Raw genomic sequence first — 11,791 nt, forward strand, 5'->3', positions numbered from 1 at the left:
AGCCCCACACCTTCCCCCACCCCGTCCTCGACCCCAACGCCGAGCCCGTCCCCCACGCCGACACCTACGCCTCCTCCGGTGGTTCCCGGCCAGCTGTACGCGCCGACCTCGTTCTGGAACACGCCGATCCCGGCCGATCCGGCGATCGATCCGAACTCGGCTGCGATCGTCCAAGCCTCACTGACGAACTTCGCCTCGAACGCCAACTTCGCCAACACCGAAGGTTGGGGGATCCCCGTCGTGTACGCGTCGGTCACCGACAAGGAGTACACGATCGGTTGCACCTACTTCGATTGCGGCACGACCGTGAAGTTCCGGATCCCGGCGGGCGCCAAGGCCACGACCGGCAGCGACAAGCATCTCGTCGTGATCGACCTCGCCAAGGGGCTCGAGCTCGACATGTGGCGAGCCGAATACAACGCGACCACCGACTCGTGGTCGGCCGGCAGCCGCTACACGACCAACGTGCTCGGATGGGGTGCGATCTGTGCGCTCGGTCAGCACTGCAACGGCGCGGTGGCGTCCGGTTTCGCGGCCTTCGGCGGCATCCCGCGGCCCGAGGAGTTCGCGCAGCCGGTCATCCCGCACGCGTTGACGCTCACGCCACCGCTCACGCGCGACGACTACATCGCGTGTCCCGCAACGCACACCGACGGCGAGGATCCGAGCCCGGCGATACCCGAAGGGGCCCGGGTTCAGCTCGATCCGACGTTCAACGTGGATGCGCAGTCGTGGCCGGCGTGGAAGAAGACGATGGCGCGCACGCTCCAGGTCTACGGCGCGTACATCTCGGACACGGGTGGGACGCTGGCGCTGCGCGGCGAGTCCGACGTGAACCGTCAGGGCGCCTGGGCCGCGGTCGGGATGCCGGAGTGGGCGAGCCTTTCGGATCTTCCGTGGAGCAAGATGCGGGTCCTGCAGCTGACGCAGTGCTGACGAGCCGTCTTCTACCAGGACGCGTCGTGGAAGCCCTTGCCTAGGAAGAACGAGCGCCCATCCGTGTAGCGGAAGAGCTTGAGCCCGGAGCCGCTCCGCCTCCAGAAGAGGAGGCTCGTCCCCGACGAGTCGTAATCGACGGGGAAGGCGTCGCCCTCGATGAGCACGCGCCATGTGTCCGCCGCCGGGTCGTACACGATGATGGGATACGACTCGCTTCCATCCACGTCCGAGTATGCGACGCCGAAGGCAACCGTTCGCCGGCCGGGCCGGACCGTCGGGCTTGTTAGCGTCAGCCCGGGATATGAGAGCTCGATCCCGCTCGGATCGTCGTCCTCATCGACGGTCGGCCAATCCATCCCATCGAGCGGGCCGCCCTTCCGGGTATCGAGGAGGAAATGCCGTGCCGAGTCCGAACCGGCACGAGCGACGACGAGGAAGCGAGGATCGGGCGCCCATCGCGGACTCCCGTAGCCACCTTCCCACGTGCCGATCCACTCGCGTTCCGCGCCGGTCTCGAGGTTTCGCACGACCATCCGGTGCCGCCGGTCGCCGCATGAATGGCTTGCGTCGTAGGCGAGCCGGCGCCCGTCCGGGCTGATGACCGGCCCGTAGCCGCCCCGGATCACCTCTCGGATGGATCCACCATTGATGGCGACCGAGTAGATACCTCCGCACGCGCCGAGCCCGGCATCGGAGAAGTAGACGGTCTGGCCGTCCGGAGTGACCTCGACGTCGAACGTGGTCCGGCTCTGCGCATCCGCCATGGCAAGCGTGCACAGCTCGTTGCCGTCCGAGGCTCGAAGGAGCACGATCTTTCCCTTTGTACTTGCGACGATCGGAGCAGGGTCGACGTGCTTCGGCCGGCATGTCCCAGACTGCGGGATCGTTTGCGAAGTGGGGAAAGTCGCCGTCGGCGTCTTCGCGGGAGAAGGTCCGGCGCTCGTCCTGGGTGCTGTCGCTTCACACGCCCAGAGAAGCGACAGGGCGATCAGCAACAGCCGTGACCTCATCGACGGAATCTGTCACACCGCGCGCACGTGAACAATGGACGAAGGGGCAATAGATCGCCTCCCAGGAAGGCGGTTGATTGGCGCCGAACATCCCACTAATGAACGTGATCGATGCTGCGGCAGACCCGCCACGTTCGATACTTCTCCAGGCCGCCTCCGGAGAGCCCACGGCTGCGCGTGAGCTGCTGGATGCGACGAGTTCGACCGTGTACGGGTTCATCTTCGCGCGGGTAGGCGGTGTTCAGGAGACCGCTGAGGATCTGACCCAGGCCACCTACCTGGAGGCGATGCGATCCGCGCGCACCTATCGCGGCGACGCCGCAGTCGAAACCTGGCTCTGCGCGATCGCGCGCCGGCAGGTCGCGAAGCACTACAAGTCCGAACGCCGGCGGGAACGGCTCGAGCGCAAGCTGCGGCTCGTCGCTGAGGAACCCGAGCCGGATGAGGATACCGACGACGGCTCGCCCGTCGACGCGGAGGTCATGATCGCGGCGCTCGGCCGGCTGGTGCCGCTCCATCGTCAGGTCCTCGTCCTCAAGTACCTCGACGGCCGCTCCGTCGAGCAGATCGCCGAGGAGCTCGGCCGTTCGAAGATCCAGGTCCAGTCGTTGCTGCAGCGAGCCCGTTCGGGTCTGAAGCGAGAGCTCGAGGCGGCCCGATGACTGACCGATTCGAGCGCAAGATCGGCGAGATCGGCGGGCCGCGCTCGCCCGATCCAGAGTTTCGCGACCGCCTCGAGCGCGCCATCATCCACGAGAGCGCCCCCGAGGTAACCCCGGCAGCGCGGTGGAGGATCGACGGCCCCCGCGCGCTTTCGTCGCGGATGCGGAGCCGAATCGAAGCGGCGATGACGCGCCGAAAGAGGTGGAGCCTCTCCCCACTGCGGCTGATCGCGGCAGCGGTGGCCGTGGTCATGCTCGCGGGTACGACGATCGTCATCGTCGATCGGGTCGGCAAACGAGGAAGCGGTGGAGACGAACGACCTTTCGTGGCGGCGCCTACCAATTCGCCGACTCCGGGTTCGACCCCATCCACGCCGCCCAAGGCTGCCCCCTCAGGCCCGTCGACGTTGCGAGGCTTCAAGTCGGCCGGCCAGTTCCTCGCGTATGTGCACACCGAAGGTCTGAAACAGAACGGGCCATACGGCATCCCCGGCAGCATCTTCGAAGGCGGCGGGTACAGCGGCGGACCGGTGGCGGCCGCCCCGGGATCGGCCCCGCGCGCCCCCTCGATGGCGCTGCCGTACGAGCCGTACTCGACGACGAACGTCCAGGAAGCCGGGGTCGACGAACCGGACATCGTGAAGACGGACGGCAGGCGGATGATCGTCCTGACCCATCGGGAGATCGGCGGCTCCGTAGCGCGGCTCTTCGACGTCCGGAAGGGGGCCCGCTTCCTGGACTCGATCGGTTTCTCCGAGGGTGAGGCCTCCGGACTTTTCCTGGCCGGCGATCGGGTGGTGGTGCTCGAGGATCGACTGGCAGCGCCACGAGAGGCGCGAATGGCCACCCACGTCAGCGCCCGTCGATGGACCACCGTGACCGTGCTGAGCGTCGCAGATCCCGAGAACATCATGGTGGTTTCCTCGATGCATATCGAGGGGTCCTACGTCGATGCGCGCCTCGCCGGCGGCGTGGTGCGTCTGGTCGTCGCCTCCGATGCTCTTGGGCCCTCGCCCGTGTCCGTAGGAAAGGGCTCCCCCGAAGAGCTCGAAGCGGCGGAGAAGGCGAACGAACGGTCGATCCGACGGTCGATTGCGGGCGACTGGGTGCCGCATTTCGTGCTCCAGCGGACGGGGAGAGCCACGACGACCGGACACGTGCACGACTGGTCCGCGATCAGCCGTCCCCCCGACCAAGCCGGCCTCGGCATGTTGACCGTCCTGACGATCGACCCGGCCGACCCGGCCCCCGACAACGCGATGTCGATCGTCGGCGCCGGGAACGAAATCTACGCCAGCCTCGGGAACCTCTACGTGACGTCGAACCGCTGGGAGGACACGATCGCTGCACGGAACGGGCAGCCGACCGGAGGGATGGTGACGCGCATCCACAAGTTAGACATCAGTGATCCGGCAAGCACGACCTACCTCGCGAGCGGAGAAGTGTCGGGATTCCTGCTCAATCAGTTCTCGATGTCCGAGTACGCCGGACGCTTGCGGGTGGCGACCACCGTCGAGTCGTTCGTCGGGAATACCGATACCTCTGAGAGCTTCATGACCGTCCTGTCCGAGACGGCGGGGAGGCTGGTCCGCGTCGGATCGGTCGGCAACCTCGGGAAGGGTGAGCGCATCTTCTCCGTCCGGTTCGCCGGCCGCACGGCGTACGTCGTCACGTTCCGTCAGCTCGATCCGCTCTACGTTGTGGATCTGCGCAAGCCGAATCACCCGCGTGTGCGCGGACAGCTGAAGGTTCCCGGGTTCTCCGAGTACCTCCATCCACTGAGCGAGGCACTCCTGGTCGGTGTCGGCAGGGATGCGAGCCGGTCCGGCGTCGCCAAGGGCCTTCAGCTTTCTCTCTTCGACGTCTCGAACCCGGCGAGTCCGGAGCGGATCGACAACCTCATCCAGGGGGACTACGGGCAGTCGGGGCTCGACCGAGATCATCACGCGTTCCTCTACTGGGAGCCGGAGCGGTTGATGGTCGTGCCGGCCGTGATCTCGTCCGACCCTCAGGGAATCGATTTCGTCGGAGCGATTGCGCTGACCGTGAGCCCGACGGGAGAGTTCGGAGACCCGGTGCGCCTCACGCACGTCGGCCGTTCGGGTGTGAACAAGGATGCGCCGCCGGAGATCCAGCGCTCCCTCGTGATCGGGCGACGGCTCCTCACGATCTCCGAAGAGGGGATCCTCCTGAGCGATCTCGGAACGCTGGACGATCGCGCCTGGGTGCCGTTCCTGTCGTAAGCGTTCAGCGTCCTTCGGCGGCGGCCTGCGCCGCGAGTGCGTCCGCGTGCTTCGCCTTGGCTTTCTCGAGCGCGGCGGGGATCCAGCGTGTCGGCCATTCGCCAGGTGCCGGCTTGAAGTCCTTCAGGATCTGGCGGGCGGCGGTGACCGTGTGGACTTCGGTCGGGCCGTCCATGATCCCCATCATCGGTGCGAGCATCCACATGTAGCCGAGCGGCATCTCGTTCGAGACCCCAAGCGCTCCGTGGACGTGAACGGCTCGCTCGACGACGCTGCGGAGCACCTTGGCGGCCTGGACCGTCGCGGCCGCGATCTCCTTGCGCACGGCCGCGGTTCCCTCGCGATCGATCCGCCACGCCGTGTACAGGACGAACAGCCGGAACTGCTGGATCTCCGCCCAGGACTCCGTGATCGCTTGCTGCACCAGCTGCTTCTCGGCGAGCGATGAGCCCTTCGTCTCGCGGCTCAGCGCACGCTCGCACATCATCTCGAACGCCTTGTTGCACACGCCCACCGTCCGCATCGCGTGGTGGATGCGGCCGCCGCCGAGCCGTGTCTGCGCAACGACGAAGCCGAGGCCCTCGTCGCCGAGGAGGCTCTCGGCCGGAACCCGGACGCCGTCGTATCGGATGTGCGCGTGCCCGCCTTCCTCGCTGAGGTCCTCGCCCATCGTGCCGACGTCTCGCAGGATCGTGATGCCCGGCGTATCCGACGGCACCAAGAACATCGAGGTCCCCTTGTACGCGCCGGCGTCCGGGTTCGTCAGCGCCATCACGATGAAGAACGCGGCGTTCCGCGCGTTCGAGGTGAAGAACTTCTCGCCGTCGATCACCCATGCGTCGCCGTCGCGGACCGCGCGGGACCGGAACATCGTGGGGTCGGCGCCCCCTTGCGGCTCCGTCATCGAGAACGCCGAGAAGACCTCCCCGTCGAGCAGGGGTTGCAGGTAGCGCTCCTTCTGCTCGGGCGTGCCGTAGTGCGCGAGGATCTCGGCGTTGCCCGTGTCGGGGGCCTGGCAGCCGAAGATCGTCGGGCCCCAGCGCGTGCGTCCCAGGATCTCGTTCATGAGCGCGAGTGACACCTGACCGAAGCCCTTGCCCCCGAGCTCGGGCCCGAGGTGACACGCCCAGAGGCCGCGCTCCTTGACCCGGCCTTTGAGCGGGTCGATCACGGTGCGGAGCCAGGGCGCCGGGGGAGCGTGGTGCAGGTGCGGCCAGAGGAGGTCCAGCGGCTCGACCTCGTCCTCGACGAAGCCGCGCATCCACGCGAGCTGCTCCTCGAACACAGGGTCGGTCTCGAACTCCCAGCTCATGCGCGGCCCAGCATCGCTCGAGCGCGAGCGATCATGTCGGGGATGTGCGCCGGGCTGAACGCCTCAGCCTCGCCGCGCTTCCGTGCGTTCTTCACGAGGAGTGCGGTTACGGACGCGATCTTGAACAACGCGTGCGCTTTGAACCAGTCGAGGTCGTCGACCGGAACGCCGCCCGCGCCCAGGTACTCGGCGAGCAGCTCGTCGTCGCCCGGCATCCCGATGGCCTCGCGGATCGCGCTCGGGTGACCGGCCGCGTTCGAGGACAGCAGGAACCACGCGACGTCGACGCGGGGATCGCTTCGCGCCCAGATCTCCCAGTCGACGATCGCGTTCACCTCTTTGCCTTCGCACAGGGTGTTCCCGACGCGGAAGTCGCCGTGGACGAGCGTGGAGGGAACGGCCGCCGGCATAGAGCGGCGGAGCGCCTCGGCGCAGTCGTCCGCGCCCGGCTTCATGTCGTCGTCGACCGTCGCGAACGCGCGGACCCAGCGCTCAACCTCCTCGACGAGGTCCACCTCCGGCTCGTCGCCGAGGCCGACCTCCCCGGGACGGACCGCGTGAAGCGCCGCCATCATGCGCGCGCACTCCCGAGCGCGGGCGTCGATCTCCGCGGGCGAAGGCAACTCGTCCGCGTGGTCCAGCGTCGGCTCGAAGCAGACGCCTTCCGCGAAGCTCATGGCGAAGAACGGCGGGATCTCAGGCGGCATGCCCGTCTCCTCGAACAGCACCAGCGGCACCCGAACGCCGTTCGCTCCCTCGAGCGCGCGGAGCAGGCGCGCCTGACGGAGCACATCGCGGTTGCGCACCGGCGCGAGCCCCGCCGGGGCGACCTTGATGACGATCCGTTCGTGCTCGGGCGGCCCGCCGGCGACGGGGGCGACGAAGGTCAGGCTCGAACGGCCGCCTTTGAGCTTCTCGAGCTCACCGATCGTCGAACCCGGCGCCCACCCGGCGGCTGCGGCCGCGACTCGTTCGGTCAGATCGCCGATCTCTTCCGCCACGGCCGCTTACTCGCTCGTCGGCCCGCTGAAGGTCGGCGGCCGCTTCTCGACGTGCGACGCGAGGCCTTCGGCGACGTCGGGGCCGCCGAACCCGTAGAACTCCAGCGCGAGCGACGCGTCGAAGATCGGGCCCATCATCCGGTACCAGTTGTTGAGCGCGTACTTCGTCCAGCGGATCGCGCTCTGCGAGCCGGAGGCGAGCTTGCGTGCGACCTCCATCGCACGATCCTGCACCTCGCTGTCGTCGACACACAGCGACACGAGGCCGATCCGCTCGGCTTCCTCGCCGGAGAGCGGCTCGCAGGTCAAGAGGTGGTACTTCGATCTGGCCATGCCGCACAGGAGCGGCCAGCAGATCGCGGCGTGATCGCCGGCGGCGACGCCGAGCCGCGTATGTCCGTCGATGATCTTCGCCGTTCGGGCCGCCACCGACACGTCGGCGAGGAGCGCGACGACGAGCCCTGCGCCGACGGCCGGGCCGTGGATCGCCGACACGATCGGCTTCGAGCAGTTGATGACGTTGTAGACGAGATCCCGTGCCTCGCGCATGACCCGCGTGCGGACGCCGAAGTCGTCGATCATCGTGCGGATCTCCTCGAAGCTTCCGCCGGCCGAGAACGCCTTGCCGGCTCCGCGGATCAGCGCGACGCGAACGTCGGGGTCACGGTCGACCTCGAGCCATACGTTCGCCAGCTCGCGATGCATCTCCGGGCCGACCGCGTTGAGGCCCGGCGCGTCGAGCACGATCTTCAAGATGCCCGGCTCGGGCGCCTCGAACGTGAGGCTCGGGAACGCCGCGTAGCGGTCGCTCATCGTCGGCCCTTCAGCTGGTGACGTCTGTTCGGAGCTGCGACTTCGGGGGAGCGTACACGGGGGGCTTGTCGCCGAACATCCCGGGGACCTTCTCGACGAGCTCCTCGACGGTCCAGCGGTCGTTCTTCTCGAGCTGGTGCACGGGACCCCACCCGCCGTAGAGCTGGAGCGTTCCGCCGCCCGTGTAGAAGACCTGCCCGCTGATCCCGACCGCCTGATCGGTCGCGAGGAAAACCACGATCGGCGCCACGTTCTCCGGTGCCCATGAGTCGAATGTTCCTTCGACCTTGATCTCGCCGAACGTGGCTTCGGTGAGGCGCGTGCGCGCCGCCGGCGCGATCGCGTTCGCCGTGACGCCGTAGCGGCCCATCTCCATCGACACGATCTGAGCGAACGCTGCGATCCCCGCCTTCGCGGCACCGTAGTTGGATTGACCGGCGTTGCCGAGCAGCCCGCTCGTCGACGACGTGCAGATGATCCTCCCGCCGACCGGCCCTCCGGTCTCCTTCGAGCGCTCGCGCCAGTAACCGCACGCGTGCCGGGTGGGAGCGAAGTGACCCTTCAGGTGGACCCGGATGACGGAATCCCAGTCGGCCTCGCTCATGTTGAAGATCATGCGGTCGCGGAGGATCCCCGCGTTGTTGACCAGGATGTCGAGCCCGCCCAGCTGATCGATCGCCTGCCGGATCATGTGCTCGGCGGCGGAGAAATCGGCCACGTCGTCGTAGTTGGCGATCGCGGTTCCGCCTGCGGCGTTGATCTCGTCGACGACGAGCTGTGCCGGGCGCTGGTCGGCTCCGCTGCCGTCCCACTCGCCGCCGAGGTCGTTGACCAAGACCTTCGCGCCGTGCTGCGCGAGCAGGAGCGCCTCCCCGCGTCCGATCCCGCGGCCCGCCCCGGTCACGATCGCAGTCTTCCCGTCCAAGAGTCCCATCCGCTCCCCCTCGCTGGGTGGTGTCGTGTCGTCCCTGCACGTCGTCCTTCCGACTACTCGAGACTCCACGATGAACGAAGATTCATGTTTTCGGCCAATCGGGATCATTCCTCCAGACCGTACCAAGGGGTATAAACAAGTCAGCTCTTCTCTCACGGGGGGAGGGCAGAGTAGGGGAGGCCATCAGCTGCAGACCAGCGAAGAACCGTCTCCCGACCGTTCGCCCGCTGTTCCCGTTCCCGGACGCGACGTTGTCGCCGAAACGGGAGGCAGGCTGAGGCGCGGCGACCAAACGCGCGCCAGGATCCTGGAGGCAGCCGAGGAGGTCTTCGGACTCCGCGGCTACCATGCGTCGTCGATCGTCGATATCACGCGCCGCGCCGGTGTCGGGCTCGGCACGTTCTACGTCTACTTCCCGAGCAAGATCGAGATCTACCGACATCTGTTGCGTTCTCGGCAGGAAGAGCTCTTTCGCACCGCGCGAGCCGTAACCGATGGTGCCGGCGACTATCGAGATACCTTGCGGGCCTCATTCGGTGCATTGTTGGATTGGCTGGGCAATCATCCATTCATCCCCCGGCTGATGCGCGAAGCCGACTTCGTCGACCCGGCGCTCATCACCGAACTCTATGCGCACCCCGGGGAGGAGTTCCGGAAGGGCCTCGAGCGCTTGATGGATCGCGGGGATATCGCCAAGGCCGACGCGGAAGTCCTCGCGTGGTGTATCACCGGAATGACGGAGCTGGCGGCAATGCGGTTCCTGGTCTGGCAGGGCAAGGAACGAATGGATCCCGAACATTTCGAGACGTTCCTCGAGATCCTGGCTCGCGCGCTCGCCGTTCAGCCACCGCCCGGCTGATCAGATCAGTCGTCGTCGGGTCGGGCGCGCTGAAGCTTCACTTTGCTGCGGCTCTTCTTGCTCGCGAGTCGCCGCTCGCGGGCGGCCCTCGTCGGCTTGGTGGCGACGCGGGGTCGCGGCGGGGGGCGGAGCGCCTCGGCCAACTGATCGCGGAGCGTGTCGAGCGCCCGTTCCCGGTTCCGGGCTTGGGTGCGTTCTGTGGAGGACACCACCCGCAACCGGCCCCGTGCGTCGAGCTTTCTGCGCAACCGTGCGAGCGCTCGGCGCCGAAGCTCCGGCGTGAGCGCCGCCGACGCCGCGACGTCGAAGATGACCTCGACCCGCGTGTCTCGCTTGTTGACGTTCTGACCGCCGGGACCGCCCGAGCGCGAGAATCGCTCCGTCAGCTCGGCAGCCGGGATCACGACCCCGCGGCCGACGCGCAGATCGTCCACGCTAGAACCTCGGCTCGCGCTTCTCGAGCATCGCGCGCATGGCCTCGCCTGCTTGCCCCGACTCGAACGCGGCGACGAGCCGGTCGATGCTGCGCCGCGCCGCCGCGCGATACGCCTCGTCGGTCCAATCGCGGAGCACGCGCTTCTGCTCGATCAGACCGGCCGGCGCGAACCGCGCGATCTTGTCCGCCCACGCGAGCGCTTCGCTCTCCAGTGCATCGGGTCGTGCGACCCGGTTCACGAGCCCGATCCGATGGGCCTCAGCGGCGTCGATCATGTCGCCGTCGAAGACCAGCGAGGACGTGTGACCCAGCCCGCAGATCTGCACAAGCCACCACGCGTCGATCACGCTCGGGATGCCGACCTGTATCTCGGGCATGCCGAAGCGGGAACCGGCCGACGCGACCCGGAGATCGCACGCGGCGGCCACCTCGAGGTGTGCGCCGAGGCACGGTCCGTCGACGACCGCGATCACCGGCGCATCGAGATCGCGGATCGCGCGGCAGGACTCGTGGAGCGCGGTGATGAACCGGCGCGCGCTGTCACCGCCGAAGGCGGCCATCTCGCGCACGTCGGCCCCGGCTCCCGAGCAGAAGAGCACGGCCACACGCGGGGGATCGGCCGCGATCGTTCGGAACGCGTCGTCGAGGGCCGCGATCATGGACGAACCGAGGAGGTTCAGCGGAGGCGCGTCGAGGCGGAGGATCTCGACGTCGCCGCGCCGCTCGCGCGTGATCACTCGGTCAGGCGCGCTTCGGCCGCCGCGCCGCCCAGAATCCGACAGCCATACCCGCCCCGAACATCGCCGCGCCGCCGAGCGCGCTCGGGATACCGATCAGAAGGGCCCGGCGCCGGGTGCGGAGCTCATGGATCGGCCAGCCGCGCGCGCGCGCGATGCGACGGAGGGCGTGATCCGGGTTGACGGCATGCGGATTCCCGACCGACTCCAGTAGTGGCAGGTCGTTGATCGAGTCGGAGTAGGCGGCGGAGTCGCGCATCTCGATGCCGCGCTCGTCGGCGAGCTCGGCGGCGATCTTCGCCTTGGCCGGGCCGTGCGCGATCTCTCCGACCAACTCGCCCGTGTAGCGGCCGTGCTCGTCGATACCGGCGATGGTGCCGCGCGCGCCGGTCATCCCCAGCCCGGAAGCGACGAGCTCCGCGAGCTCCTGAGGGGCGGCGGTCAGGAGCCAGGTCTGGTCGCCGGCCTCGTTGTGCTGGCGGATGACCGCCGCGATGTCCGCGTAAACCCGCGGAAGGACCTGCTCCTCCGCGATCTCCCGGCCGAGCGCGCGGATCTCCGCGGCGTCGCGGCCCTTCACGAACTCGAGCGCGGCGTTCCGAGAGCTCTCCATCCCCGCCTCGGTCTCTTTGCCGAAAGATCGGAAGACGAACTGGCCCCATGCGAGGCGAGCGATGTCCCGCGCGCGGTAAAAGTCGCGGTCGTACATCCCGCGCGCGAGCAGGAACAAGCTCGAGCCGGGAACGAGCGTCTTGTCGAGGTCGAAGAACGCGGCGCGTGCCATGACGCCGACAAGCCTACCCCTCGGGCTCCGGACGGCCCGGGTCGCGGGGGTGATCACATCT

General features: G+C 68.0%; 13 protein-coding genes. 4 read left to right on the top strand and 9 right to left on the bottom strand.

What is annotated here, in order from left to right; genetic code table 11:
• Window positions 1-257 (bottom strand): hypothetical protein (locus tag WEB06_03950; GenBank protein ID MEX2554768.1); only part of this gene is annotated, 257 nt, incomplete at its 3' end.
• On the opposite strand from WEB06_03950, the gene WEB06_03955 reads away from it, so the two are divergent.
• Window positions 241-936, top strand: coding sequence for a hypothetical protein (locus WEB06_03955; GenBank protein ID MEX2554769.1), 696 nt, complete (start codon window positions 241-243; stop codon window positions 934-936). The two genes, WEB06_03950 and WEB06_03955, sit on opposite strands and share 17 nt — an antisense overlap.
• A gap of 11 nt (window positions 937-947) precedes the next feature.
• Here the strand turns inward: WEB06_03955 and WEB06_03960 are convergent, their stop codons facing one another.
• Window positions 948-1,748: a hypothetical protein gene (locus tag WEB06_03960; protein ID MEX2554770.1), complete on the bottom strand. Its 801-nt coding sequence runs from the start codon at window positions 1,746-1,748 to the stop codon at window positions 948-950.
• A 299-nt stretch (window positions 1,749-2,047) separates the two neighbouring features.
• Here WEB06_03960 and WEB06_03965 point away from each other — a divergent pair, with 299 nt between their 5' ends.
• Together WEB06_03965 and WEB06_03970 are read left to right on the top strand one after the other, a co-directional pair.
• Window positions 2,048-2,611 carry an RNA polymerase sigma factor gene (locus WEB06_03965; GenBank protein MEX2554771.1) on the top strand — a complete coding sequence of 188 codons (564 nt, stop codon included), beginning with the start codon at window positions 2,048-2,050 and terminating at the stop codon, window positions 2,609-2,611.
• Window positions 2,608-4,854 carry a beta-propeller domain-containing protein gene (locus tag WEB06_03970; protein ID MEX2554772.1) on the top strand — a complete coding sequence of 749 codons (2,247 nt, stop codon included), beginning with the start codon at window positions 2,608-2,610 and terminating at the stop codon, window positions 4,852-4,854. Before WEB06_03965 ends, WEB06_03970 begins: the two co-directional genes overlap by 4 nt.
• 4 nt (window positions 4,855-4,858) lie before the next feature.
• Here the strand turns inward: WEB06_03970 and WEB06_03975 are convergent, their stop codons facing one another.
• Genes WEB06_03975 through WEB06_03990 form a run of 4 tightly spaced genes read right to left on the bottom strand, consistent with a single transcriptional unit; the run spans window position 4,859 to window position 8,914 of the window.
• Window positions 4,859-6,166, bottom strand: a complete 1,308-nt coding sequence (locus tag WEB06_03975; protein MEX2554773.1) for an acyl-CoA dehydrogenase family protein — start codon at window positions 6,164-6,166, stop codon at window positions 4,859-4,861.
• Window positions 6,163-7,167: a phosphotransferase family protein gene (locus WEB06_03980; protein MEX2554774.1), complete on the bottom strand. Its 1,005-nt coding sequence runs from the start codon at window positions 7,165-7,167 to the stop codon at window positions 6,163-6,165. The genes WEB06_03975 and WEB06_03980 overlap by 4 nt, the downstream gene beginning before the upstream one ends.
• A gap of 6 nt (window positions 7,168-7,173) precedes the next feature.
• The gene (locus tag WEB06_03985) at window positions 7,174-7,980 is read right to left on the bottom strand and encodes an enoyl-CoA hydratase/isomerase family protein (protein ID MEX2554775.1); all 807 of its coding nucleotides are present in this window, start codon (window positions 7,978-7,980) and stop codon (window positions 7,174-7,176) included.
• 10 nt (window positions 7,981-7,990) lie between these two features.
• The gene (locus WEB06_03990; GenBank protein ID MEX2554776.1) at window positions 7,991-8,914 is read right to left on the bottom strand and encodes an SDR family oxidoreductase; all 924 of its coding nucleotides are present in this window, start codon (window positions 8,912-8,914) and stop codon (window positions 7,991-7,993) included.
• A 70-nt stretch (window positions 8,915-8,984) separates the two neighbouring features.
• Here WEB06_03990 and WEB06_03995 point away from each other — a divergent pair, with 70 nt between their 5' ends.
• Window positions 8,985-9,773, top strand: a complete 789-nt coding sequence (locus WEB06_03995) for a TetR/AcrR family transcriptional regulator (protein MEX2554777.1) — start codon at window positions 8,985-8,987, stop codon at window positions 9,771-9,773.
• Window positions 9,774-9,778: 5 nt separating this feature from the next.
• Here the strand turns inward: WEB06_03995 and arfB are convergent, their stop codons facing one another.
• The 3 genes from arfB to WEB06_04010 are packed head-to-tail and all read right to left on the bottom strand — an operon-like array spanning window position 9,779 to window position 11,730.
• The gene (gene arfB / locus WEB06_04000; protein MEX2554778.1) at window positions 9,779-10,207 is read right to left on the bottom strand and encodes an alternative ribosome rescue aminoacyl-tRNA hydrolase ArfB; all 429 of its coding nucleotides are present in this window, start codon (window positions 10,205-10,207) and stop codon (window positions 9,779-9,781) included.
• Window position 10,208: 1 nt separating this feature from the next.
• Window positions 10,209-10,946, bottom strand: a complete 738-nt coding sequence (locus tag WEB06_04005; protein MEX2554779.1) for an enoyl-CoA hydratase-related protein — start codon at window positions 10,944-10,946, stop codon at window positions 10,209-10,211.
• Between the two features lie 4 nt (window positions 10,947-10,950).
• Window positions 10,951-11,730, bottom strand: a complete 780-nt coding sequence (locus tag WEB06_04010; GenBank protein ID MEX2554780.1) for an HAD family hydrolase — start codon at window positions 11,728-11,730, stop codon at window positions 10,951-10,953.
• Window positions 11,731-11,791: the final 61 nt, after the last annotated feature.

The sequence above is a fragment of the Actinomycetota bacterium genome, assembly GCA_040905475.1.
GTDB lineage: Bacteria > Actinomycetota > AC-67 > AC-67 > AC-67 > DATFGK01.